At 33.0% G+C, this 25,125-nt stretch carries 29 protein-coding genes; 20 read left to right on the forward strand and 9 right to left on the reverse strand.

Annotated elements, in window-relative coordinates:
* Nucleotides 1–61: 61 nt before the first annotated feature.
* The 9 genes from pdxA to QYS48_RS10785 all read left to right on the forward strand — a co-directional run bounded on the left by pdxA (nt 62) and on the right by QYS48_RS10785 (nt 6,812).
* The gene (gene pdxA / locus QYS48_RS10745; RefSeq protein WP_308355904.1) at nt 62–1,072 is read left to right on the forward strand and encodes a 4-hydroxythreonine-4-phosphate dehydrogenase PdxA; all 1,011 of its coding nucleotides are present in this window, start codon (nt 62–64) and stop codon (nt 1,070–1,072) included.
* Between the two features lie 56 nt (nt 1,073–1,128).
* Complete coding sequence (locus QYS48_RS10750) at nt 1,129–1,668, forward strand: DUF177 domain-containing protein (RefSeq protein WP_308355905.1); 540 nt, start codon at nt 1,129–1,131, stop codon at nt 1,666–1,668.
* A 20-nt stretch (nt 1,669–1,688) separates the two neighbouring features.
* Nucleotides 1,689–1,880, forward strand: a complete 192-nt coding sequence (rpmF, locus tag QYS48_RS10755; RefSeq protein WP_013455314.1) for a 50S ribosomal protein L32 — start codon at nt 1,689–1,691, stop codon at nt 1,878–1,880.
* 230 nt (nt 1,881–2,110) lie between these two features.
* Nucleotides 2,111–3,109, forward strand: coding sequence for a beta-ketoacyl-ACP synthase III (locus QYS48_RS10760; protein WP_308355906.1), 999 nt, complete (start codon nt 2,111–2,113; stop codon nt 3,107–3,109).
* Nucleotides 3,110–3,136: 27 nt separating this feature from the next.
* Entirely contained in the window at nt 3,137–3,703 is a 567-nt protein-coding gene (gene efp, locus QYS48_RS10765; protein WP_308355907.1) for an elongation factor P, read from the forward strand.
* A gap of 39 nt (nt 3,704–3,742) precedes the next feature.
* The gene (accB, locus tag QYS48_RS10770; RefSeq protein ID WP_308355908.1) at nt 3,743–4,231 is read left to right on the forward strand and encodes an acetyl-CoA carboxylase biotin carboxyl carrier protein; all 489 of its coding nucleotides are present in this window, start codon (nt 3,743–3,745) and stop codon (nt 4,229–4,231) included.
* A gap of 48 nt (nt 4,232–4,279) precedes the next feature.
* Nucleotides 4,280–5,635: an acetyl-CoA carboxylase biotin carboxylase subunit gene (accC, locus tag QYS48_RS10775; protein WP_308355909.1), complete on the forward strand. Its 1,356-nt coding sequence runs from the start codon at nt 4,280–4,282 to the stop codon at nt 5,633–5,635.
* Between the two features lie 21 nt (nt 5,636–5,656).
* On the forward strand, nt 5,657–6,334 hold the full coding sequence (locus QYS48_RS10780; RefSeq protein WP_308355910.1) for a hypothetical protein: 678 nt from the start codon (nt 5,657–5,659) through the stop codon (nt 6,332–6,334).
* Nucleotides 6,324–6,812, forward strand: a complete 489-nt coding sequence (locus QYS48_RS10785) for a RidA family protein (RefSeq protein ID WP_308355911.1) — start codon at nt 6,324–6,326, stop codon at nt 6,810–6,812. Before QYS48_RS10780 ends, QYS48_RS10785 begins: the two co-directional genes overlap by 11 nt.
* On the opposite strand, the gene QYS48_RS10790 is transcribed toward QYS48_RS10785, so the two are convergent.
* The gene (locus QYS48_RS10790) at nt 6,813–7,700 is read right to left on the reverse strand and encodes a phosphatase (protein ID WP_308355912.1); all 888 of its coding nucleotides are present in this window, start codon (nt 7,698–7,700) and stop codon (nt 6,813–6,815) included.
* Between the two features lie 150 nt (nt 7,701–7,850).
* Here QYS48_RS10790 and QYS48_RS10795 point away from each other — a divergent pair, with 150 nt between their 5' ends.
* From QYS48_RS10795 to QYS48_RS10825, 7 genes are all read left to right on the forward strand, one after another.
* Nucleotides 7,851–8,813 carry a hypothetical protein gene (locus tag QYS48_RS10795; protein ID WP_308355913.1) on the forward strand — a complete coding sequence of 321 codons (963 nt, stop codon included), beginning with the start codon at nt 7,851–7,853 and terminating at the stop codon, nt 8,811–8,813.
* A 225-nt stretch (nt 8,814–9,038) separates the two neighbouring features.
* Nucleotides 9,039–9,623 carry an imidazole glycerol phosphate synthase subunit HisH gene (hisH, locus tag QYS48_RS10800; protein ID WP_302123392.1) on the forward strand — a complete coding sequence of 195 codons (585 nt, stop codon included), beginning with the start codon at nt 9,039–9,041 and terminating at the stop codon, nt 9,621–9,623.
* 4 nt (nt 9,624–9,627) lie between these two features.
* Nucleotides 9,628–10,341: a 1-(5-phosphoribosyl)-5-[(5-phosphoribosylamino)methylideneamino]imidazole-4-carboxamide isomerase gene (gene hisA / locus QYS48_RS10805; protein WP_308355914.1), complete on the forward strand. Its 714-nt coding sequence runs from the start codon at nt 9,628–9,630 to the stop codon at nt 10,339–10,341.
* 3 nt (nt 10,342–10,344) lie between these two features.
* Nucleotides 10,345–11,100 carry an imidazole glycerol phosphate synthase subunit HisF gene (hisF, locus tag QYS48_RS10810; protein WP_308355915.1) on the forward strand — a complete coding sequence of 252 codons (756 nt, stop codon included), beginning with the start codon at nt 10,345–10,347 and terminating at the stop codon, nt 11,098–11,100.
* Between the two features lie 24 nt (nt 11,101–11,124).
* Nucleotides 11,125–11,721 carry a bifunctional phosphoribosyl-AMP cyclohydrolase/phosphoribosyl-ATP diphosphatase HisIE gene (gene hisIE / locus QYS48_RS10815; RefSeq protein WP_308355916.1) on the forward strand — a complete coding sequence of 199 codons (597 nt, stop codon included), beginning with the start codon at nt 11,125–11,127 and terminating at the stop codon, nt 11,719–11,721.
* A gap of 18 nt (nt 11,722–11,739) precedes the next feature.
* The gene (locus tag QYS48_RS10820) at nt 11,740–12,165 is read left to right on the forward strand and encodes a hypothetical protein (protein ID WP_308355917.1); all 426 of its coding nucleotides are present in this window, start codon (nt 11,740–11,742) and stop codon (nt 12,163–12,165) included.
* Nucleotides 12,162–12,572, forward strand: coding sequence for a hypothetical protein (locus QYS48_RS10825; protein ID WP_308355918.1), 411 nt, complete (start codon nt 12,162–12,164; stop codon nt 12,570–12,572). The genes QYS48_RS10820 and QYS48_RS10825 overlap by 4 nt, the downstream gene beginning before the upstream one ends.
* A 4-nt stretch (nt 12,573–12,576) precedes the next feature.
* Here the strand turns inward: QYS48_RS10825 and QYS48_RS10830 are convergent, their stop codons facing one another.
* From QYS48_RS10830 to QYS48_RS10840, 3 genes are read right to left on the reverse strand one after another with little or no spacing between them, the layout of a single operon-like run.
* A complete protein-coding gene (locus QYS48_RS10830; RefSeq protein ID WP_308355919.1) occupies nt 12,577–13,254 on the reverse strand; it encodes a nitroreductase family protein in 678 nt (225 codons plus the stop codon).
* On the reverse strand, nt 13,251–13,991 hold the full coding sequence (kdsB, locus tag QYS48_RS10835; protein WP_308355920.1) for a 3-deoxy-manno-octulosonate cytidylyltransferase: 741 nt from the start codon (nt 13,989–13,991) through the stop codon (nt 13,251–13,253). Before kdsB ends, QYS48_RS10830 begins: the two co-directional genes overlap by 4 nt.
* A gap of 5 nt (nt 13,992–13,996) precedes the next feature.
* Nucleotides 13,997–15,343, reverse strand: a complete 1,347-nt coding sequence (locus QYS48_RS10840) for an NfeD family protein (RefSeq protein WP_308355922.1) — start codon at nt 15,341–15,343, stop codon at nt 13,997–13,999.
* Nucleotides 15,344–15,582: 239 nt separating this feature from the next.
* Between QYS48_RS10840 and QYS48_RS10845 the strand changes: the two genes are divergently transcribed.
* Both QYS48_RS10845 and QYS48_RS10850 read left to right on the forward strand, forming a co-directional pair.
* Nucleotides 15,583–17,064 (forward strand): LysM peptidoglycan-binding domain-containing protein, encoded by a 1,482-nt coding sequence (locus tag QYS48_RS10845; protein WP_308355923.1) that lies wholly within the window; start codon nt 15,583–15,585, stop codon nt 17,062–17,064.
* Nucleotides 17,065–17,066: 2 nt separating this feature from the next.
* Nucleotides 17,067–17,849 carry a TIGR02757 family protein gene (locus tag QYS48_RS10850; protein WP_308355924.1) on the forward strand — a complete coding sequence of 261 codons (783 nt, stop codon included), beginning with the start codon at nt 17,067–17,069 and terminating at the stop codon, nt 17,847–17,849.
* A 7-nt stretch (nt 17,850–17,856) separates the two neighbouring features.
* On the opposite strand, the gene xseA is transcribed toward QYS48_RS10850, so the two are convergent.
* From xseA to QYS48_RS10870, 4 genes are all read right to left on the reverse strand, one after another.
* A complete protein-coding gene (gene xseA, locus QYS48_RS10855; RefSeq protein WP_308355925.1) occupies nt 17,857–19,104 on the reverse strand; it encodes an exodeoxyribonuclease VII large subunit in 1,248 nt (415 codons plus the stop codon).
* Nucleotides 19,105–19,106: 2 nt separating this feature from the next.
* Entirely contained in the window at nt 19,107–19,280 is a 174-nt protein-coding gene (locus QYS48_RS10860) for a hypothetical protein (protein WP_308355926.1), read from the reverse strand.
* Complete coding sequence (locus tag QYS48_RS10865) at nt 19,280–20,203, reverse strand: universal stress protein (protein ID WP_308355927.1); 924 nt, start codon at nt 20,201–20,203, stop codon at nt 19,280–19,282. Before QYS48_RS10865 ends, QYS48_RS10860 begins: the two co-directional genes overlap by 1 nt.
* A gap of 93 nt (nt 20,204–20,296) precedes the next feature.
* A complete protein-coding gene (locus QYS48_RS10870; RefSeq protein ID WP_308355928.1) occupies nt 20,297–20,635 on the reverse strand; it encodes a DUF202 domain-containing protein in 339 nt (112 codons plus the stop codon).
* A 126-nt stretch (nt 20,636–20,761) separates the two neighbouring features.
* Here QYS48_RS10870 and QYS48_RS10875 point away from each other — a divergent pair, with 126 nt between their 5' ends.
* The gene (locus tag QYS48_RS10875) at nt 20,762–23,596 is read left to right on the forward strand and encodes a CHAT domain-containing tetratricopeptide repeat protein (RefSeq protein ID WP_308355929.1); all 2,835 of its coding nucleotides are present in this window, start codon (nt 20,762–20,764) and stop codon (nt 23,594–23,596) included.
* Nucleotides 23,597–23,632: 36 nt separating this feature from the next.
* Here the strand turns inward: QYS48_RS10875 and QYS48_RS10880 are convergent, their stop codons facing one another.
* Entirely contained in the window at nt 23,633–24,268 is a 636-nt protein-coding gene (locus QYS48_RS10880; protein WP_308355930.1) for a hypothetical protein, read from the reverse strand.
* A gap of 129 nt (nt 24,269–24,397) precedes the next feature.
* Here QYS48_RS10880 and QYS48_RS10885 point away from each other — a divergent pair, with 129 nt between their 5' ends.
* Nucleotides 24,398–25,120: a lysophospholipid acyltransferase family protein gene (locus tag QYS48_RS10885; protein ID WP_308355931.1), complete on the forward strand. Its 723-nt coding sequence runs from the start codon at nt 24,398–24,400 to the stop codon at nt 25,118–25,120.
* Nucleotides 25,121–25,125 lie beyond the last annotated feature (5 nt).

Genomic DNA, 25,125 nt, shown 5'->3' on the forward strand with positions numbered 1-25,125 from the left:
AAATTGCACAGAATTTAATCATAATTATTTCAAAATTCAGCTTCAAGTTCTGATTTAAGATATGGAAGAAAATAATAAACCAACAATTGCTATTACTATTGGAGATGTAAATAGTATTGCTCCTGAAGTGATCATTAAAGCTTTAGAAGACAATAGAATTTTGAAATTGATGACTCCAGTGGTGTATGGTTCAGGTAAAATATTGTCCTATTATAGAAAAGCTCTAAACATTCGTGATTTCAATTATTTTCAATTAAAAAAATTGGAAGAACTAAATGACAAGAAATTGAATGTTCTCAATTTATGGGAAGAAACTGTGAATATCACCATGGGGCAATCTACTGAGGAAGCAGGTAAATATGCTTTTATCAGCATAGAAAAAGCTGTTGATGATGCTCTTGCAGGAAATGTTGATGCTATTGTTACGGCTCCAATCAATAAAAATAATATTCAGTCCGATAATTTTAATTTTGCGGGACATACAGAGTATTTAGCGCAGAAATCTGAAGTTAAAGACAGTTTAATGTTATTAGTAGATGGTGATTTGAGAGTAGGGGTGGTAACTGGGCATATTCCTATTCAAGATGTAGCAAATAAGGTTACAGCAGAAAAAATTGACAGTAAATTAGATGTTTTAGAAAAATCTTTAAAGCAGGATTTCGGAATCAAAAAACCTAAAATAGCAGTATTAGGCTTAAATCCACATGCGGGCGATGGTGGAGTTATCGGAAATGAGGAAGAAGACTTTATCAAACCATTAATTGAAAAGAGGAAAGAAAAAGGGAAATTAGTTTTTGGTCCTTTTCCAGCTGATGGCTTTTTTGGAAATCAACAGTATAAAAACTTTGATGCTGTATTAGCTATGTATCATGATCAAGGATTGATTCCTTTTAAAACATTAGCCTTTTCAAATGGAGTTAATTATACTGCTGGTTTACCTTTTGTACGTACTTCACCAGACCATGGAACAGCTTATGACTTAACAGGAAAAGGTCAGGCGGATGAAACTTCTATGCGACAAGCCTTGTTCTTGGCATCCGATATCATAAAGAATAGAAAAGAATATTCTTAAAGCTATTTAGTAATATCAAATAATCTTTTTATCTTTGCGCTCTTAATTCAGGTGGGATGGAAAAGTTGAAAGAATTCGACATTCAAGTATATAAGCTTGGAAACAAGCTGCATGAATATAAGTTTTCTGCTGATAAAGACTTTTTCAGCAAGTTTGAAGGGGATTTGATTGATAGTGGAGAAGTAAAAATTGATCTCTTATTGGATAAAAGAGATAATTTAATGGAGCTCTCTTTCGATTTTTCAGGATATCTTGATCTTGTGAGCGATAGAAGTTTAGAAGAATTTGAATACCCGATAGATATCAGCAAAAAGTTGCTGTATAAATATGGAGAAGAGGAAAAAGAGTTAGAAGAGGATGTAATGGTAATTACAAAAAACACACAAGTGATTAATGTAGGCCATTTCATTTATGAAACTATTGCTTTGCAAATTCCATTAAAAAAGCTTCACCCCGATGAGTTAGGAGAAGATGAAGAGCATAATGAATATGTTTACATAGATAATGCTGATGATAATCCGAGTGAGGAGGAAAAAAGTGAAGAAGAAATTGACCCGCGATGGGCAGCATTAAAAGATTTGAAAAAAAAGAAATAAGAATTAAAAATTAGAATAAAATGGCGCATCCTAAGAGAAAAATATCTAGAACCAGAAGAGATAAAAGAAGGACTCATAAAAAAGGAACGGCAAAATTATTGGCGATTTGTCCTACTACAGGCGAGGCGCATTTGCCACACAGAGCTTTCTGGCACGAAGGTAAACTTTACTACAAAGGTAATGTAGTAATGGAAAAAGAAGTATTGGCTTAATTATAGTCAAGATGAAATATAAAGCTTTGCTTTCAAGCAAAGCTTTTTTTATTGGCAATACTTTTTTGAATAGTTGAGTTTTATAATTCTTAGAGGTTAAAATTTGATTATTCTTACCTGTTTCTGGTATCATTGATTGTTGACCTATTCATTTCTCCTAAATTTGTCGGGCTTCAATTCAATATTATATATATTAGCAATTCAATAGCCAAAGAAACTACAATCAACAAATGACTAAAATAACTGCAGCTATTACCGGAGTTCATGGATGGGTTCCTGACTATGTGTTGACTAACAAAGAGTTAGAGACTATGGTCGAAACTAATGATGAGTGGATTACTTCCCGTACTGGCATTAAAGAAAGAAGAATTCTTAAAGGTGAAAACCAAGGTACTTCAGTAATTGGTACTGAGGCTGTTAAAGGTTTATTGGAAAAAACAGGTACAAAAGCTGAGGATATTGACTTATTGATTTGTGCTACTACTACTCCAGATATGCTTTTCCCTGCTACTGCAAATATTATTAGCAACAATGTAGGCGCAGTTAATGCCTTCAGCTATGATATACAAGCAGCTTGCTCAGGCTTTTTGTTTGCTTTAGCTACAGGATCTCAATTTATCGAAACAGGTAAGTATAAAAAGGTGATAGTCGTGGGTGCTGATAAAATGTCTTCCATTATTGATTATGAAGATAGACAGACTTGTATCATTTTTGGTGATGGTGGCGGAGCAATTTTATTAGAGCCTAATGAAGAAGGTTTTGGGATAAAAGACTCAATACTTCATTCAGATGGTTCTGGAGAACAGTTCTTACACATGAAAGCAGGAGGGAGCAGGAAACCTGCGTCTGCTGAGACCTTAGCGGCTAAAGAACATTATGTATATCAAGAAGGGAGTCAAGTATTTAAATTTGCTGTAACGAATATGGCAGAAGTTGCTGCTGAAATTATGGCTAAAAATGAATTGACTTCAGAAGATGTAGCTTGGTTAGTTCCTCATCAAGCTAACAAAAGAATTATAGATGCTACTGCTAACCGAATGGGGGTCAATTCTGACAAAGTGATGCTCAATATTCATAAATTTGGTAATACAACCAGTGGTACTATTCCTTTATGTTTATGGGAATATGAAAAACAAATGAAAAAAGGGGATAATATTATCCTTGCGGCATTTGGCGGAGGATTTACATGGGGCTCCGTTTATATAAAATGGGCTTACGATTCAAATTAATATCATTAAATTTAATTTTATTTTAAAATGGCAGATACTTCAGATTTCAAAAATGGTCTTTGCATTGAATATAATAACGACTTATTTACAATAGTAGAATTTCAACACGTAAAGCCAGGAAAAGGGCCTGCTTTTGTTCGTACTAAATTAAAAAGTCTTACAACTGGGAAAGTTTTAGATAACACATTTTCTTCAGGACATAAAGTAACTACTGCAAGAATTGAAAGAAGACCTCACCAATTCTTATACAAGGATGATATAGGAATGCACTTCATGGATACAGAAACTTTCGAACAGATTTCTATTCCTGAAGAGAACATTGAAAACTCTGATTTGTATAAAGAAGGGCAAGAAGTTGATATTTTAATTCATGCAGAAACTGAAAAGCCATTAAGTTGTGAGTTGCCTCCATTTGTTGAAATGAAAGTAACTTATACTGAGCCAGGCATCAAAGGTGATACCGCTACAAATGCTACTAAACCTGCAACAGTAGAAACAGGAGCTGAAGTAAAAGTGCCTTTATTCATCGATCAAGATGAAGTTATTAAAGTAGATACAAGAACCCGTTCTTATTCAGAGAGGGTAAAAAAATAATTATTTAAGAAATTTTGACTTTTAACTAAACCAATTGCTATGAAAGCGAAAGAGATTCAAGACCTTATTGATTTTATTTCTAAGTCCGGATTGGATGAAGTAAATATTGAAACAGAAGAATTTAAAATTAAAGTTAAAAAGAATACGGAAGCTAAAGTGATTCAAGCAGCAGCACCTGCACCTCAACCAGCTGCAGCTCCTACACCAGCACCGGCTTCTGCTCCTGTTGAAACTCCTGCACCAAGTTCTGGTGGTGGCGATAAAGCGGCAGCTTCTGATGATGATAAATATGTTGCTATTAAATCTCCAATGATTGGAACTTTCTACAGAACACCTAATCCTGATTCTCCTGCATTTGTTAATGTTGGTGATTCAGTTAAAGCGGGGGATACAGTATGTATAGTAGAAGCTATGAAGCTTTTTAATGAAATCGAATCTGATATTTCAGGTAAAATTGTTAAAATCTTAGTAGACAACGCCACTCCAGTTGAATACGATCAGCCATTATTTTTAGTGGATCCTTCTTGATAAAAATTCATCAAGAGAAGTATAATGTTTCATTAAAAAATAAATATTGTGTTTAAAAAGATATTAATTGCCAATAGAGGTGAAATTGCTTTGCGAATTATCAGAACTTGCAAAGAAATGGGAATTAGTACAGTGGCAGTTTATTCACTGGCTGATAAAGATAGTTTACACGTGAGATTTGCTGACGAGGCAGTATGCATAGGGCCAGCAGCTAGTAAAGATTCTTATTTAAATATACCTAATATAATTTCAGCTGCCGAAATTACAAATGCTGATGCTATTCACCCTGGTTATGGATTCTTATCTGAAAATGCTGAGTTTTCAAAAATTTGTGCTGAATACGGAATAAAATTCATTGGTGCAGATCCTGATATGATCAGCAAAATGGGAGATAAGGCCACTGCTAAAGCTACTATGAAAGCTGCTGGTGTTCCTACAATCCCAGGTTCAGAAGGCATTCTTGAAAGTATAGAAGAAGGTAAGAAGATTGCTAAAGATATGGGCTACCCTGTTATCCTTAAAGCTACAGCAGGTGGTGGAGGTAAAGGTATGCGTATCGTAAATAAGGAAGATGAATTCAAAAAAGCATGGGATTCTGCTCGTCAGGAAGCAGGCGCATCTTTTGGAAATGAAGGGCTTTATTTAGAAAAATTTGTAGAGGAGCCACGTCACGTTGAGGTTCAAATCGTGGGTGATAAAAATGGTAAAGCATGCCATTTATCTGAGAGAGATTGTTCTATTCAGAGAAGGCACCAGAAATTGATTGAGGAAACTCCTTGTCCTGTCATGACAGATGAGCTTAGAGAAAAAATGGGTAAAGCAGCTATAGCTGGTGCTGAAGCAGTTGGCTATGAAGGTGCAGGAACCATCGAATTCTTATTAGATAAGCACAATAACTTCTATTTCATGGAAATGAATACACGTATTCAGGTTGAGCACCCGATTACAGAAGAAGTTACTGATTTTGATCTTATCAAAGAGCAAATTAAAGTTGCTGCTGGTTTAACCATTTCAGGTAAAAATTACTTCCCTCATCTATATGCGATGGAATGTAGAATTAATGCGGAAGATCCTGCAAATGATTTTAGACCAAGTCCAGGAAAAATTACAAATTTACATTTACCAGGTGGTCATGGCGTAAGAGTAGACAGCCATGTGTATGCTGGCTATACAATTCCTCCTTTTTACGATTCAATGATCGCCAAACTAATTGTATCAGGGCAAAGTAGAGAGGAAGTAATGGTTAGAATGAAGAGAGCATTGGAAGAATTTGTAATTGAAGGCGTTAAAACCACAATACCTTTCCATATCGAAATGATGGACAATGAAATCTTTAAATCAGGTAAATTCACAACTAAATTTTTAGAAACTTATGACTTCACACAATTGAAGAAGAATAAGTAATAAAATTTAAATACTATAACTATGAGAAAGCAAATAGAGATATTGATAATCTTCAATTTTCTATTTGCTTTTTCTGTTTTAGGGCAAGGAGAAAATAAATTTGTAGGTTTAAGTTTTGGAACTGCTATTCCTAAAACTGATTTGGAACCAGAGTATTCTCAACCTGGATTTCAAATCTCAGCTTTTATGCATTTTAATAAAAACAGATGGCTGAATGTTGGATTTTGGATAAGTGGGGGAGAGATTCAAGCTGAAAACAGACAAGTTCGTTTTTTTGATCAAAGTGAATTTAAAATAAATGATTTTGCTAGAACTACCTACCAATCAATTCATATAGAACCCAGTATTCATTTTATAAAGAAATCAAATTACTCGATTTATCTTTCTCAGGGTTTTGGTTTTAGCAGGTTTACGGTTTTCGATGAAAATAATTTCGATTTAGCAAATCAATTAGATAGTAGGTCGCAAGGAGAGGAGTATGCTAATTTTTCACTCATTTTACCCACTACTCTTAATGCTTATTATTTCCTGGAGAACGGATTTGGTTTTCAACTTAGAACCGGATTCATAAATCCACAGACTGATTATCTTGATAATATATCAGCTTTCGGTAATCCTGATAATAATGACAATATTTTTATATTGCAGTTGTCAATTCTTAAGCAATTAAATTTTAAAATATCGAAAAATGAAGATTAATCTATATATAGGTTGTTTTATATTACTTTCTCTTGCTGCATGTCAATCTCAAGAAGCAAATAAAGAAATTGTAAGAGTTGATCGCCCTGAATCAAGTATATTAAAAGGAGTACATCTTCCTGCGAATAAAGATGTTTTTTATACATCCGGTTTGGTGAGTGAAGTCAAAAATCCAAATGCTAAGCCTGGCGATATGTCTAAATATGGTAATACCTATGAGCAAAGTATCGGGGTTTTAAGGAGAATAAAAACTACTATTGAAGCGGAAGGCTATACCATGAAAGATGTTTTCTTTTTAAGAGTTTATATTGCTCCAGATTCAACAGGTGAAGTTGACTTTGATGCTTGGTTTAAAGCTTATGGTGAATATTTTAATAATGAAAATAATCCTAATAAGGTAGCCCGTTCCACGATCGGGGTTTACAAACTAGCTCGCCCTGAGTTATTAGTAGAGGTAGAAGCTGTAGCTGCTAAATAATCAATTCAGTTTTTCTTTATTTCTTTCATAAAGTAGCTGCATAATACCATCTTTTAAACCACTATCGGGCACTATTATCGATTGTGACTTTGACCAAATCATGGCGTTTATGTAAATATCTAATGCGGGAATAATTACATCTGCTCGATCTGGATTAAATTGTAGTTTATTGATTCGCTCATCCATATTAAAGCCCTTAATATAAGCCTGGGTTTCTTTTACTTTCTTAAGGCTAATTGGTTTTCCTGGCTTCTTACCCGTCAAGTCTTGAACTTTATTAATATTACCTCCTGTTCCAATGGCATGAATTTTAACAGATTTTTGAATTACTTTTTGTTCAATCCATTTTTTCATTTCATCCCACATATGATGGGCGCTGTTTGTTTCCAGATGTCTGACGGAGCCAATTTTAAAAGAGCGAGAAAGTAACTTTTGATTATTCTGATAAAAATTGAATTCAGTACTTCCACCACCAACATCTATATGTAAATATGCTTTGTCATCCATATAAGGAAATATGGCTTTGTTAATCATTTCAGCTTCCTGATCACCATCAATAATATCAATCTCTAAATCTAAACTTTCATTTACCTTTTGAATGATTTCTCTACCATTGTCTGATTCTCTCATGGCAGAGGTAGCACAACCCATATAATCATCTACTTCATATAAATCAATCAGAAGTTTAAAGGCCTGCATAAGTTTTATAAATTTAGCTTCAGAATCAGGGCTTATTTTACCAGTTGTAAATACATCTTGCCCTAGTCTTAAAGGGAAACGTACATATTCTAATCTTTTAAAAGTTATGTTTCCTTCAAATATTGTTACTCTTGATAGTTGAATTCTGATGGCATTTGAGCCAATGTCAATAGCAGCTAATTTTAACATATTCAAAAAAACAAAAAATAGATTAATTTGTATCTATTAATACAGGAAAACACAATAAATAAATTTTCATGTATTATTTATTAAAGGATTAAAGTATTCACTTAAAGTATTATCTAAAAAAATATTTATATTTGTTCTTGGTAGAATATTATGAAAAAGATACTCCTAATATCGATTTTAGCATTTATTGGTACTGAGCTGTACGGACAAGCCTTTTATTCTAATAGAATAAATAGAAAATGGCTAGCTTCTGGAGGTTTGGGCTATGCTAGAGGTTTAGGAGATTTAACAAATCCTGGTTCGTATTTTGATACCAAATTGAATGTAATCGGAGGAATTCATTACAGATTTTCCAATAGAGTGCATGCAGGTATTAATTATATGGCTTTTCAATTATCTGGTAACGACTTAGATATTGATCCTGAATTAAATACAAGAAGCAGAGGCTTGTCATTTGTTTCTGATAATATGGAATTAACTGCAACAGCCTCAATTTCATTGTTTCCTACCGCCACAAGATTTACTCAAAGAAGATTGATTAATCCTTTTGTTTTTGCAGGTGTAGGCGTTTTATTTTATGCCCCTAAAGCAGAAGTGCCTGAATTTGTTAGAAACCAAGCTGGTGATCCTGTTGATTCGCTAGGAACTGTTCCAAGAGCTGGTGAAATGGTGTATTTAAGACAATATCAAACTGAAAGGCCTAATACCTATGGAAGATTTGCAGTTGTGATACCTGTTGGAGCTGGAGTTCGAGTGAAAGTAAATGACTTTATGGATATTACCGCTCAGGTAAGTAATCGTATAACTTTCACGGATTACTTAGATGATGTAAGTGGAGTAAACGGAAGAGGCTATCCAAGTCTTGATCAATTTGATTTAAATAATCCTGAGGACATAACTGCTTTAGCATTATCAGATCCAACAGGGAGGGGGGAAATAAGAGGGAACCCTGAGGATAACGATTATTACTTGATTTTCAATGTAAAAGCTGAGTTTTACATTCAAGGTGAATTCTTAAATAAAGTTTTTGGTGTCGGAGGTAAGAAATTTAATATAAAACCAAATCGAGGAAGAGGTGGTATGTTTAATTTTCTTAAAAGAAGAAGATATTAATACAATGATACATTGGGCTTATTTGAGCCCTTTTTCTTTTATAGAATATTTACGAAAACCTCATTCTAAAATCCACTCATTTTTAGATTAAAATATTTCACTTCAAATTAATAAACTAAAAAAGGTTTTTTACTATACAGATAAGCCTAAATTTGTGTTTTAAAAATATGAGTTATACATAACCATATTTGTCAAATTTTATAATTTCTGAAAATTTAAGACTAGATGAAGGTAGCAGTTATTAAGTACAATGCCGGAAATATTAAATCGGTTATGCTTGCCTTAAAACGAATGGGGTTAGAAGGCCATCTTACAGATAATCCTGAAGAAATACTTTCAGCGGATAGAGTTATATTTCCTGGACAGGGGGAAGCTTCTTCGGCTATGAAATATTTAAAGGAAAGAGAACTTGATCAGGTAATTAAGTCTATCAAAAATCCATTTTTAGGAATTTGTTTAGGCTTGCAGTTGCTATGTAGCCATACAGAAGAAGGAGATACTGCTTGTCTTAATATATTTGATGCTAAGGTTAAGAAATTCCCAATGGATTTAAAAGTTCCGCATATGGGTTGGAATACCGCTAGTATTTCAGATGATCCAATATTTAAAGGAATTGCATCACCTGCATACTTTTACTTCGTGCATTCCTACTATGCGGAAGTATGTGATCAAACCATTTCTGAAACTAATTATATGGTTCCTTTCAGTAATGCGTTGAAAAAGGATAATTACTATGCTATTCAGCCACATCCCGAAAAAAGTGCTGAAGCCGGAGATCAGTTTTTAAGAAATTTTTTATTTGAAATATAAATCAATGCATATAATACCCGCTATAGATATAATTGATGGAAAGTGTGTTAGATTAACAAAAGGTGATTATAATCAAAAAAAAGAATATAATAGTAATCCTCTTGAAGTAGCACAAGAATTTGAACAAGCAGGTTTAAAGAGATTACATTTAGTAGATTTAGATGGAGCCAAAGCTAAAAAGGTAGTTAACCTAGACGTTTTAAAAACAATTTCCAATCAAACGAATCTAACCATAGATTTTGGTGGTGGTGTCCAAAGTACTGAGGAGATCAATGCCGTATTTGAGGCAGGAGCAAATCAAATTACAGGGGGCAGTATAGCAGTTAAAAATGAATCTTTATTTACAGAATGGATTCAAGAGTTTGGTGGAGAGAAAATTATTTTAGGAGCTGATGTCAAAGATGAAAAAATAGCGATTCATGGATGGCAAGAAAGTTCTGATAAGCATATTTTTGATTTTCTTGATCACTATTTAGCAAAAGGCTTGAAATATGTAATTTGTACTGATGTTTCAAAAGATGGTGCACTTCAAGGTACAGCTAATGATTTATATGAAAATATAATTAAACGATTTCCTGAGATTAAATTGATTGCAAGTGGAGGAGTGAGTAATCTAGATGACCTCAAAAAATTGAAGGAGATGAATCTATACGGTGCTATTGTAGGAAAGGCTATTTATGAAAAGAGGATTAATTTATCAGATTTCAAATCATTATAATTTATGCTGACTAAAAGAATAATTCCTTGTTTGGACATTAAAGATGGCAGAACTGTAAAAGGGGTTAATTTTGTTGAATTAAGAGATGCTGGTGATCCAGTTGAGTTAGCTAAGATTTATGCAGCTGAAGGTGCCGATGAACTGGTTTTTCTTGATATTACAGCTACTAATGAAAAGCGAAAAACTCTTGTTGAGTTAGTCGAGAAAGTTGCAGAAGCAATCAATATTCCTTTTACAGTGGGAGGAGGAATTAGTACCGTTGAAGACGTTTCATTACTTCTCGCTGCAGGAGCCGATAAAGTTTCGATCAATTCCGCAGCAGTACGTAATCCAACTATTATTAAAGAAATGGCTGATGAGTTTGGATCACAATGCATAGTAGTTGCCGTTGATTCAAGAAATGTAATGGGCGAAAATATAGTTCACACCCATGGTGGATCAAAACCAACTGATTTAAAAACTGAAGATTGGATTAAAAAAGCAGTTGATTTAGGGGCTGGAGAAATATTATTAACTTCAATGGATCATGATGGAACCAAAGCAGGATTTGCGGATGAATTACTCGCGAAAATTTCTGAATTGGTAAACGTCCCTATCATTGCTTCTGGTGGTGCAGGAAATATGCAACATTTTTATGATACCTTTACAAAAGGGAAGTCTGATGCTGCATTAGCTGCCAGTATTTTCCATTTTAAAGAGATTGGAATTCCAGATCTAAAAAACTATTTATCGAACAAAAATATTCCTACTAGGATTTAATCCTTATATAAAATACTATTTAATATGTTAAAACCCGATTTTTCAAAAGGTGAAAATGGTTTGCTACCTGCCATTATTCAGGATGATATCACAGGCAAAGTATTGATGCTTGGCTATATGAATGAAGAAGCACTTGAGAAAACACAATCTTCTGGTAAGGTAACCTTTTATAGTAGATCAAAACAAAGACTTTGGACTAAAGGTGAATCTTCAGAAAATTATTTAAATCTTGTAGATATCTCTCTTGACTGTGACCAAGATACTTTTTTGATAAAAGCTATTCCTGACGGACCAACATGTCATACTGGTGCTGATACCTGCTGGGATGAAAAGAATGAAGGATTCGGATTTCTTAATAAATTAGAACAAGTAATTGAGGGAAGAAAGAATGGAGATAATGAAAAATCATATGTTAAAAGTTTATTTGATAAGGGTATAAATAAGGTTGCACAAAAAGTCGGAGAGGAAGCTGTTGAAGTGGTTATAGAAGCAAAAGATAATAATGAAGAATTATTCTTGAATGAATCAGCTGATTTATTATTTCATTATCTTATTCTTTTACAAGCCAAAGGATACAAACTAAAGGATGTGATCAAAATATTAGAAGGCAGACATCGTTAAGTTACAAATGGAAAATCAATGAAAGTTTACTACAACTTATTTGTCTTAATTTCAGCTTTCCTATTCTTTTCTTGTGAAGAGGAGTCTAATTCTCTTGAAGATTGTAATTTAGAATCTAGAATATGTACAGAGGAGTTTAGATCAGTAGAATTGGAAATAGTGGATGATAATGGAGAATATGTAGAACTGGATAACTTTTATACATTTTTTGATTCTAGGAAAAAGTTCGAATTTTCAAGAAATACTTTTCAGCAAGAAAATGGGCTCTATCCAGTAATTACGGATGCGGAGTTGGAAGAATTAAATCAAGAAGGATCAGTATTAGTTTTCGTAGGTGAGATAGAGGGTAAAAATGTTATTGAACATCAAATGCTAATCGGTCATGACTGTTGTCATGTTGAGTTGATTCAAGGAGAAACTAAATTGATTTTAAAGAATTTATGAAAAAATTATTTGTTATTTTTTGCTTTTTTTCCTTAGCAGCTACCTGCCAGAATCAAAAGAAAACTACCAAAGAAAATCCTTGTGATCCTACCATTATCTGCACAATGGAGTTTAAAGTAATTAAACTTGAGATCGTTGATTCGGAAGGAAATCCTGTGCAATTGGATGAATATTATACTGAAATTGAAGATAAAAAAATTATAGTTGACAAAGATTTAATAGGCAACCCTAATGGGATTTACCCTGTTGCTTCTGATGACGAAATGGATAAAGTATCATTCGAAGGGGATAAACTTACTTTTATCGGATTGCTAAATGGAGAGAAAGTAGTAAAGCATACTTTAGTAATTGGTAAAGATTGTTGCCATATCCAATTAATAAAAGGTGAACAGAAAATAGAGTTATAAGGACTTAGAAAAATTTAGCGATTTTCTCTAAAGGCTTACGATCTAATTTTGGTACGTAACATTCATCTGCCGGATACCCAACTGGTAATAATAAATAAGGCCTTTCATTTTTGGGTCTTTCTAAGATTTCAGAAAGAAAATTCATAGGGCTTGGTGTATGAGTAAGAGTAGCCAGTCCCGCATTATGAATGGCTGATATTAGAAAACCACAAGCAATTCCTACAGATTCATTGACGTAATAATTGGTTTTCTTTTGCCCTTCTTCCTCATCATAAATCTTTTTGAAAACTACTATTATGTAGGGCACGGTTTCTAAAAATGGCTTTTCCCAATCGGTACCAATTGGCTCTAGGTCTTTCAGCCATTGGTCGCTCATTCTATTTTTGTAGCTTTCATATTCCTCCTTTTCAGCAGCATCCCTAATTTTTTTCTTTATATCTGAATTAGAAATGATACAAAATGTCCAGGGTTGCTTATGAGCACCAGAAGGCGCAGTTGAAGCAGTTTGAACAATATTTTCAATTACCTCTTTTGGAATACTTTGATCTGAAAATTCACGGATTGACCTTCTTTTGTTCATCAGCTCATAATAATTCTGACTTTTCTTTATCAGATCAGAACTATCAAGCCTTTCATAATTAATTTTTATATGAGGATGTCCCTTGATTAACTTTTCTTTCATAACGGCATCTCTTTCATAGCTTTTTCTAAATCCTCAGGCGTATCAATTCCAATGGTTTCAATTGGAGTAATGGCAGTTTTAATTCTGTAGCCATTTTCTATCCAGCGTAATTGCTCTAAAGATTCAGCTATTTCTAATGGAGTAGGGGATAAGGTTACCAATCTTGCGAGGATATCTACTCTGTAGGCATACATCCCAATATGTTTATAATGCTGATGACTTTTCATCCAGTCTTCAGTTGGAATATTCCGCATATGTGGAATTGGTGAACGCGAAAAATAAAGGGCTAACCCGCTATCAGCTTTTAAAGCTTTTATGATATTAGGGTTTTGAAGATCATCTAAATGATCTATACATTTTATTAAAGTCGCAATTTCAGTTTTTCTATCGAGAATAGAGGCTAATAACTTTATTTGCTCTGGTTCAATGAAGGGTTCATCACCTTGTATATTAATCACGAAGTCGTAACTGCCGCCTTCTAATTTTAAGGCTTCATGGCATCTTTCAGTCCCATTTTTGTGATCAGCACTTGTCATGTATACATCATGACCTAGCTCTTTTACATGATTGAAAATTCTTTCATCGTCAGTAGCAACTATTACTTTTTTGAGGACTTCACTTTTTTTGCATTGCTCAATTACACGTTGAATCATGGTTTTTCCACCAATATCGGCAAGCGGCTTTCCAGGGAAACGGGTGGAAGCATACCTTGCAGGAATAATTCCAATTATATCCATAACTTTTAATTTTCTGCTTTTTTAACTTTCAAACTAGTCCCACTTTCTTCAATCACAATTATTTTTTCTCCTTGTTCTAGATATTCTCCTCTAGTGTATGCATCATATAATTCACCTTCAATATCTACCTTTCCACTTGGTCTTAGAACGGAAAATACGGTACCTTCTTTATCAATAAGCCCAGACTGGATAAACCTTGAAGAATAACCTTCTGTTTTAGACTGTACTCCTTGTAAAGCAATTTTTTTAAAAAACTTACTATTTGTTAATCTTATTCCTCCGATAAACATCAGCACAATACTGCCCAGCAATCCTGTTAAGGTGGTAAGCAATGCTCTGGTTATATTTTCAGCAGGAACAAATTGGAAGTCGAAATTTTCATTATTTAACATCATAAACACTAATGAACCTAGCGTGATGATTAAACCTAGAATTCCAAAAATACCAAATCCTGGTATTACAAATACTTCTACTGCAATTAGGATTAGGCCAATGATGAATGCTAGAATTTCCCAATTCTCTGCTAATCCATTTAAATAATAAGGAATGAGATATAAAACCAAAGCAATAATGGAGGCTATGATTGGAAAACCAACACCAGGAGTTTGAAGCTCAAAGTAAATGCCGCCTATTATGATTAAGATTAAAATCCCACTAATAAAAGGGTTTATAAAAAATGAAATAATAGCTTCCGTGTTGCTTACTTCAAATCTATATATTTGGTAATCGTTTAAATTTAAATGATTTAATAATGCATCTGTCGAATTAAATTCCCCTTCACAAAAATCATATTTTATCGCTTCAGAAGTTGAAAAGGTGATGACTTCTCCTGCTGGGCTTATACTGTCAATTTCAATATTTTCATCCACCATTGCTTCAGCAATCTGAGGATTTCTTCCAGACGCTTCTGCTGTCGATCTCATGATAGACCGCATGTAGGATTGGTATTTGTCAGGAGCAGCTTCTCCAGTTTGATTTACTACAGTGGCAGCTCCTATGCTACCACCTGGCGCCATATAAATGCTATCACAGGCTATTGAGATTAATGCTCCAGCTGAAGCGGCATTATTATCAATAAAAACATAAACAGGAATTTCTAAATTTAGCAAAGCAGATCGAATCTCATCAGCATCATACAAGGCACCTCCATAGGTGTTCATTTCAATTATAATATGACTAGAGTTTCGGCTCTTTGCTTCCGCTAGGGCAAGATCAACATAGCGTTTTGTTCTAGCATCTATTTGATCTTTAATCTCCATAATGAAAACTTCATTTTTAAGAGATAAGGTATCAGCCAAAGATGAAAAAGTAACAAAAGAACAAAAAAGTAGAATTAAGGTTGATCTTTTCATTAACGTGTAAATTAAGTTTTTCAATTTAAGCGATTCGTAATTAAGCAACAATTATATTCAGTAGCAATTTATCAATTTTCTATTAAGTAGTTTTGATTTCCGATTTAATTAAACAGCACAAGAGTATAATGCGTATAACTTTAGGTCGTTTACTTCAGTGGAAAGAATTATATTGAGTTTTATTTTACTTATCATTTCAGAATAACCATTTTTGTATAGCATTAGTATTTCTCAGGAGCATGAAGATTAAAATATTATTTATTTGTTTTTTTATTTTTGGATTTTTCTCATTTAAGGTATCAGCAGCTGTTGTTGATTCTGTAGGAATTAAAGAGGTGGATGGAGTGAAATTCATTATCCATAAACTAGAGCCAAAGGAAACCCTTTATTCTTTGGGTAGAAGGTATCATGTTAGTGTACAAGAAATAAGAGATGTAAACCCACAAGAAAAGGATGGTTATAAAATTGATCAAATTGGACGAGAATTATTAATTCCTTTTAAAGAATCTGAATTCAAATCATCCAGTAAATCAAAAATTAGTTCTGATTCAAAAAAGCACAAAGTATCAGCTGGGGAAACTATTTATTCAATATCCAGAAAATATGAAATTTCTCAGGATAATATAATGGAATGGAACAATTTGACTTCAACTACATTAGATATCGGTCAAGAGCTCATAGTGAGTGAGCCTTCACAGAAAGTCACTGAAACAGAAAATATAGCTGTGAAACAGGACAATGTCGAAAATGTAATCCATATTGTTGACTTAGGAGAAACCATTTATAGTATTTCAAAAAAATATGATATTACCCAAAGCCAAATCATTAAACTGAATAGTTTAGAGAATAATAACATTGATGTCGGTCAAAAATTAATTATCAAAGAAAATAAAGTCTCAGAAAAAGCGGAGGATAAAAATAATAAGTACCAAGAGATTACACTTCAAACATTCCATAATGCTAAAAAAGGAGAGACCTACAGTAGTGTTGCCAAGATGTATAATCTGAATAGGTCAGATTTAAAGAAATGGAATAAATTTAAAGAGCCTTTTGCTGGTGGTGAGGTGATAAAAATCGTTCCTCCTAAAGTGGAGAAAGAAAAATTAAGAAAGGAAGAAGTTACTATTGCTGACCCTGAAGTAAATAAAAACAGAATTCATACGGTTGAATCAGGAGAGACCTTATATAGTTTGTCAGAAAAGTATGGAGTAACAGTAGAGGAATTAAGAAAATGGAATAGTTTAGGAAATTACCAACTTAGCCTAGGTCAAAAGCTCTATATTCAAAATCCAGATGCTCTGATTGCCGACAACAAAAAAGAAGAAGAGGAAAAAGTAGTTGAAAAAGAAGAGCCGGAAAACAAGGAAGTAATAGTAGAAAATCTCCAAAAGAAAGATACAAAAGCCTTTTTTACAGTTGAGGAAGATGATATTCCGAAAATTGATAAAGTAAAAGAAAAAGGGGTAGCTGAAGTGATAGAAGGTTCTGAAGGAACTGAAAAATATTTGGCTTTACACCGCACTGCTAAAATAGGAACTATCATGCAGGTCAGGAATGATTTAAATGATCAAATAGTATTCGTCAGAGTATTAGGTAAATTACCCGATACAGGAGTAGATGATAAAGTTATAATTAGAATTTCTAAAAAAGCTTTCGAAAAGCTAGGTGGAGTTGACTATAAATTCCCTGTAGAAATAAGTTATCTGCCTCTTAAGGATTGATAATGAATAATATTGAGGAAGTAAAATCTTTACTTGATGAGAAGTATGATTTGTATAATCGTCCTGACTTTATTGTTGATGATCCCATAAGTATACCACATCTTTTTACAAAAAAGCAAGATATTGAGATTGCAGGATTTTTTGCGGCAATTTTAGCATGGGGACAGCGAATAACCATTATAAATAAGTGTAAGGAGCTGATGGAAATGATGGGGAATGCACCACATGATTTTATTTTAAATCATAGTGATTCAGATTTGGAAGACTTAATGAAGTTTAAGCATCGCACTTTCAATGATATTGATACACTTTATTTCATTCATTTTTTTAGAACATTTTATCAGAATCATGAAAGTCTGGAAGAGGCTTTTTTGCTTGGAAATAAGTCGGAAGATGATTTTATGAGAACTAGTTTGATTGCTTTTCATCATTATTTTTTTTCATCGGATGTAGCTCCAAACAGAACTCGAAAACATATTGCTACCCCTGAAAGAAAATCTGCTTGTAAACGAATAAATATGTATTTGAGGTGGATGGTTAGAAATGACCAAAGAGGAGTTGATTTTGGTATATGGAATAAAATTCAAACGTCTGATTTAATCTGTCCATGTGATTTGCATGTAGATAGAGTAGCTAGAAAATTAGGCTTAATTCAACGAAAGCAAACCGATTGGCAAACTGCTCAAGAATTGACTGATGCGCTTAAGGAATTTGATGCTAATGATCCTGTGAAATATGATTTTGCCTTATTTGGATTAGGAATAATGGAAGGTTTTGGAAAATAAATTCGAATTATTTTTTCTTTTCTTTCACCTCTTGAACTGAACTTTGTATTTCTTGATTGGCAGTAGTGGTTTTTAACAAGTCCCCCTTTTTAACTTTTTGGCCAACAATGCTTTTTCCATTTAAACTTGTGTAAGAATATCCTTTTTTAAATACAGCCTCAGGATTAATTAGTTCTAGGGTTTTCTGATAAATATCTAGCTTTTGGTTTTCTTTTGAAAAACTCCTTTTAATATCAAACTTTAATTTTTGCTGATAATGAGAAAGTTGATTTTCAGCTTTATTAAAGTGTTTTTTAAGTGAATACCTTAATGAATGCCTTCTATCGTTTAGCTTGTGTTGTTCTCTTTCAACTTTTTGACTCAGATTAGCCAAAATATTTTGTGTGGCAGTATTCAGTTTTTCCTCATAGATACGCATACCTCTAATTAGGAATTCAGCTACGGCTGTTGGTGTTTTTAATTTGGTGTGTGCTACCAAATCACAAATGGTTTCATCTCGTTCATGTCCGATACCTGTAAATACCGGAATAGGAAACTGTGCGACATGGGAAGCAAGTTCATAATCATCAAAGCAATCCAAATCAACTTGAGCACCACCGCCTCTAATGATAATAACGGCATCAAAATCCTCAATTTGTTCATTGATTTCGTGAAGCGCAGATACAATTGTTTTTGCAGCTTTATCACCTTGCATGGTGGCTACAAAAAGTTGGGCATGTAATTGATAATGATAATCATTACTCAAGATTTGATTCATAAAATCACCGTAGCCAGCGGCTGATTCTGCACTGATAATAGCAATCCTTTGAGGAACTAATGGAAGAGGGTGACTTTTATTCATATCAAATACACCATCCTCTTGTAATTGATGAATAATTTCTTGTTTCTTTCTGGCCCTTTCTCCTAAAGTAAAGTTTGGATCAATGTCTTTAACATTTAAACTTAAACCATACACTTCGTGGAATTGAATTTGAACATTAGCCAAAACAGTCATCCCTGCTTTTAAATTTTCACCAGTAATAGATTGGAACCATGCACTGATGTTACGATAGCTGTAAGACCAAATAGTACCTCTAATTTTAGAAAGTAATTGGTTACTTTCTTCATCTTTTTCGATGAACTCAAGATAGCAATGGCCGTTTCTGGCTTCTCTCAACTCGCCAATTTCTGCCACCACCCAATAAGAAGGTTCTAATTGAGTATTTAAGGTTTCCTTAATTAATAAATTGAGGTCTGTTAGAGAAATATGCTGCATTACTATTGCAGGTTTTGAATGTTTTTAACCACGTCTTTAATGATAAAAAATAAAACGACTGCAAAGCTGATGATCGAAAACCAGAACATAAATCTCTTATTTGCATAAGGAACTTCTTCCTCAGTTTCCTTATCTGCAAAAAGCCAATCGTAGAATTTTTCTATGGTTTTACGCATTATAATTCTTTTAGGAATTCAATGAAACCAGCATTTTTTCCTTTCGGTCTAACAATCATTAAAGGGATGTCATTATCCAGCTGAATTAATCTTTCTGCAATACTTCCCAAGAAAAAGGCAGTTGTAGCTGTTCTTCCTTTGGCTCCCACGATGATTGCATTAGCATTCATTTCATGTGCTTTGTCAATCATGTCAGTAGTAACATCCTCATTTGTATCTTGGGAATACTCAACCTTCAGCTTAACATCTTTTGTATCTATTTTGCTGATGAATTTTTTATAGTTTTTCTCAGCATTCTTTTTCATTACTTCAGAAAATTCTTCAAAGGTTTTACCTGTATAATGATATCCTGTAGGAACCGTATAAACGTTTTGAATTGTAATTTCTGTAGCATTTTGATTCGATCGTGCTATGTTAATAGCTTCCTCTAATGCTAATTTAGAATATTGAGAAAAATCACTAGGTACTAATATTTGATCCATCTTTGGGCTTGTGCCTTCTGGTATAATTAATAAGCTACATGCTGCTCTTCTAGCTAATCTTTGAGAAAGAGCCCCACTTTGTTCAGCCTTTTCTCGCCTACCCATTACGATCAAATCAATATCTTTTTCTTTACTATATTTTAAGATATTGTCTGCTATTTTACCTGTCAATACTTGGAAATGGAAATTAGCCTTATCTTCACCAGATCTGAACTTTTCAAACTGCTTTTCCATTTGGGTTTTTCTTTCCGTGATGGCATTTTCTACCATATCAGGAAACTCTTTAAGTACATCTTTAGGAATGTGAAGGTTCTTAATCACATTCACAAAATATACATCTTCTACGGCTGAAGTTCTCGACAAAAAGTCAGCAAATTCAACCATAGTTTTATCAAGTTCACTTAAGTCTAATCCTATTATTACTTTTCTGATTGGATACATAAAGATTAAATCTGAATTCGGTTACAAATGTACAAACGTAAAATTCCAAACTAATTAAAAATGAGATAAAATATCATTATGATTTAATTTTTCCTATTCCTTGTCTGCTTCTTCCTCAAAACTTCTGATTTGATCTTCATCATAGAATTTTTGAAGTTTTCTTTTGAGCTTGAAATAGCGGATTAATCCATAAAAAATCATGATTAAGCTTATTGCAAATGATAAATAGCCTAACCAGTGAATTGTTACAAAACTTTCTAATTGAATTAAACCAATCCCTCCTAATATTAAATACAAACTCGTCCTGATATAAGAGAAAAGAGTTCTTTCGTTTGCTAACGAAGTTCTTTCTAAGGCTAAAAAGTCTCTTAAGATAATTTTCTCTTTATTTTTATAATCGGGAACTATCTTAGGAATTTTAATTTTTCTCATACATTAAAAATTGACAAAATTTATATTAGTTGAAATATTTTATTGATATATCACTAATTATTTTACTTATTTTTATGAAAATTGTTCTTTTATTTTAGCTTTTAAATATCAATAATACTTGTCGTTATGTTTTTTCGATTAATCAAATTGACCTTTTCTACTTTCATAGTATTTGTGTTTTGTTTTAGCTTTTCTGCTTCAGCACAGTTCGGTATAGGTAATGCTTTAAAAAAAAGAGCTGAAGAATTAGTAAAAGATAAACTTAAAGAGAAAACGGAGGAAAAAAGGGATAGTTATGATACTCTTTCATTTAATTATGCTATTGCTTTTTTGGACAAAACCGAATCTTTCGAAAATCAACAGAAAGGGGAGCGCTTAGTTAAAACCGCTAATTTTATGTTGCGTGATGGTGATCCTCAAACTGAATTAGAGGCAGCAAGAGATATTTATGACTTTGGCCGTTTAAATTATAATAATGGAAATGATTTCATGGCAGAAGCTAATCTTAAAATTGCGAAGCTTAAGTATGAACAACTCTCTGCTACTTCAGAACCCAATTACCTTAAATCTATTGGTTTATTAGGTTTACTTTATGATGATATGGGTAGATATAATAAAGCGGAAGAATTTACTCTAACTGCTTTAGATGGTTGGGAAGAAATACAAGGAAAAGAAAGTGTCGGTTATTTGGCAGAGCTGAATAATTATGCGGTTCTTCTAATGAACCTAGGTAATTATTTAGAGGCAGAGAGTATAATCCAAAAACTTGGAGGAAAGTTGAAAACTGACTTAGAGAATGAAAAATTACCTTATGCAATATTCTTGAATAATCATGCGATTTTAAATCAATATATGGGAAGAAAGGATAAAGCTTTGGATTTAATGGAACAATGTGTTGAAATTGCTAAAGAAAGCCTTACCGATAAAAACAGTACTTATTTACAATTTCTAACAAATAAGGCCATATTAGAACAAGAAAATGGAGATTTGGAAAGTGCAGAAAACACCTTTCAAAATGTTTTAGACTTACAGGAAAGTAGATTTAAGCTAAATGCTAAAAATGATCCTGATTATGCTCATATGAAATCAAATATAGCAGCTTTATATGTTGAGAAAGGAGAATTAGATAAGGCAGAGGAGGCTCTGATACTAGCTTTAGAAATATATAAAGATGAGCTTGGTGCTGAACATCTGACCACAGCGGGAACTCAAGCTGATTTAGGGAATTTATACCGATACCTTGGAGAGTTGGATAAAGCTGAACCACTTTTACAATCTGCACTTTACACCAGAGAAAGAAAATTATCTAAAACCCATCCTAAAGTAATTAAAAGTCAGGAAGATATGGCTTTATGGTTTTGGGCTAAGGGCCAAATAAAACAAGCAAATAATTACTTTGGTAAAGTTATGGATACGAGTCTTGAGTTTGTCAAAGATTATTTTCCTGCTTTAAGTGAAGCAGAAAAGACAAAATACTGGGAACAATTAAAGCCTAGATTCTTCCGCTATTATAATTACGCGCTAGAAAATTATTATGAATATCCAGAATTATTGGATAACCTAATAAAATATAGATTGGCTACTAAAGGGATATTGTTAACGGCCTCTACAGCGCTAAGAAATTCAATTTATAATCAAAATGATCCTGAATTGGAAAAGCTATACGAACAATGGCTGGATCAAAAGCAGCAACTGACTAATGCGTACACTTTAAGTGATGAGGAAATAGATGAACAATCTATCAATATCGATTCACTTCAAAATGTCGCAAATCAAACTGAAAAGGAATTGTCTTTGAAGTCAGATGCATTTTCGACAGTATATAAAGATAGAAATACAGATTATAAAACAATTTTAGAGAGACTTGAAAATGGACAAGTTTTAGTTGAAGTTATTCAATATCCTATTTTTGATAAAAAACTAACATCAAATAATGCTTATGCCTATATCATTTTCAAGAAAGATGAGAGACCTGAAATATTAGTAAATGAAGATGGGGATTTGCTAGAGAATAGATATTATGCCTATTACAATAATGTTATCAACCAAAAAATGGAAGACCAATATTCTTTTGCTCAATATTGGGAATTGGTTAATAAAGAGACTAGCGATGCTAACCGCATTTATATTTCACCTGATGGTATTTATAATCAGATAAATATGAATACTCTTAAACAAAATAATGGGAGATACTTAATACAGGATTATGACATCAGATATATAGGGCACCCTAATGATATATTGGTAGAAAAATCAACTGGAAAAACTAAAAGTACTGCCTTTTTAATGGGAGATCCTGATTTTAATAGTGCAAGTATTGCACAACTTCCTGGAACCCGACAAGAAATTGAGAATATTTCAAAATACCTTTCAAATCAGATGAAAATGGAGAAATATCTCAATAAGGAGGCAAATGAATCGAATTTGAAGAAGGTTAAATCACCTAAATATTTGCATTTAGCGAGTCATGGTTACTTTTTGCAGGACGAAAAGGCTTCCAATAATTTATTCGGTGTACAACTTCAATACATTAGGCAGAATCCATTATTACGATCAGGTTTAATTCTATCTGGTATAGGTGATGATGAAAATTCTGAAGCAAGTCAATCCTTTAATCAAAGTGATAACGGATTCTTTTCAGCCTATGAAGCCATCAATTTAAATCTTAATAATACTGAAATGGTAGTGCTTTCTGCATGTGAAACCGGTAAAGGAGATGTTAAAGCGGGGGAAGGCGTTTATGGTTTGCAAAGAGCATTTATTGTAGCAGGCGCCCAGTCTTTAGTCATGAGTTTATGGAAAGTAGATGATGCTGCTACTCAAAAGCTCATGTCGAGTTTTTATAAAGAAAATGTAAACGGGAAAGCCATCCCAGACGCATTTAGAACGGCTCAATTAGCGATGTTGAATGAATACAAACACCCCTACTATTGGGGTGCATTTATTATGTTTAGTAAGTGAAATTGCATTGAAACTACTAATAGGGCTTGAATAAAATTATCCGGAATCTCTTGAATCAAGATGCTTATTTATTTTCCATTTTAAGAATTCATAATTCATTTCATCAAATTCGGACTTTCTTGTGGTAACAATGTAACCCGATTTCATAGATACTATCTTCTGATTATCATCTAAGAATAAAGTATTAGGGGCTGATTTCAGAGAAGATTCATCTAGAATCTTCTCTGATACAAATAAGATTGGAATTGATAACGTCATAAAATCTTTCTTTTCTTTGTAAAGAGTATAAAAATCATTGTCTTTTTGAATACTCCATTCTTTATTTTGTTTATCAACTCGCATGACAACAAGGATGGAATCTTTTAAATAAGGCTGCTCGCTAATGATTTTTTCTAAATCATCTAGTTCTTTTTTACAGTACCTGCATTCTGATGTCCAGTAAAATATGATTTTTTGAGGGTAGTCTTCAAAATTATTGATGGATTGGCGATTTAGATTAGTGCCTTTGTATAAATAGGGTTTGAGATTTAATCCCTCTTTTAAAATCTGATCTGCTTCCGAATTAGAAAACCTTTCCCATTCTTTTAAAATAGTTTCTTTATTCTGATTTTGAGAAACGGCAAAATCGATTGTAGCAATTGTGAGTAAAATTAATAGGTAGATGTTTTTCATTTTAAGGTATTAGTTTAAAATTGAAAGTAGTAACTTTTTTTTGTGTAAAAAGCTTAAATTACTATAAAAGAGACTTGATTCTATTATTTTTGGCATCTTTGCATTCATCGAAAAGATTTTATTGATTCAATGTTGAAATTTTTCCAATTCATCTACACCGCTTGGGCACTTATTGTGTTCCATGTTTTTATGATTATCCTTTTTCCTGTTTTTATCATACCATCACTAATTTCAAAAAAAGGTACCTGGATTAGTTTTAAAGCAATTCGGTTGTGGTCATTTCTTTTCAGCTTTTTTAATCGTATTATTTATAAAGTTGAAGGAAAATCACATTTTAAAAAGGGACAAAACTACGTGATTATCTCAAACCACACTTCATTTCTTGATACTCCAGCTATTCCACAAGCTATCGATGCACCTTTTAAAGCTTTGGCAAAAAAGGAATTAACAAAAATTCCTGTATTCGGATTCTTGCTAAAAATGATAACCGAAGTGGTAGACCGATCAAATCCAGCAAGTAGGCAAAAAAGTAAAAATAGATTGAATGAGGTATTGAAGAATGAAAATTCTATTCTGGTTTTTCCGGAAGGAACAATGAATAGAACCGACAAGCCTTTACAAAATTTCTATGATGGTGCTTTCAGAATTGCAATTGATGCTCAGGCACCTATTCTGCCAGTAGTAATTAAAGGAGCGGCTAAATTAATGAAGCCAAGCAGTTTTGTAATGCGACCTGGTAAAATTCACGTAAAAGTACTTTCTGCTGTATCTACCGAAGGCTTAAGCCAGAAAGATTTACCAGAATTAAAATCGAAAATAGTAGATCAAATGCAGAAAGAAATATTGAATTGATTGTA

Origin of the sequence: Marivirga arenosa (genome assembly GCF_030503895.2) — a bacterium.
Lineage (GTDB): Bacteria > Bacteroidota > Bacteroidia > Cytophagales > Cyclobacteriaceae > Marivirga > Marivirga arenosa.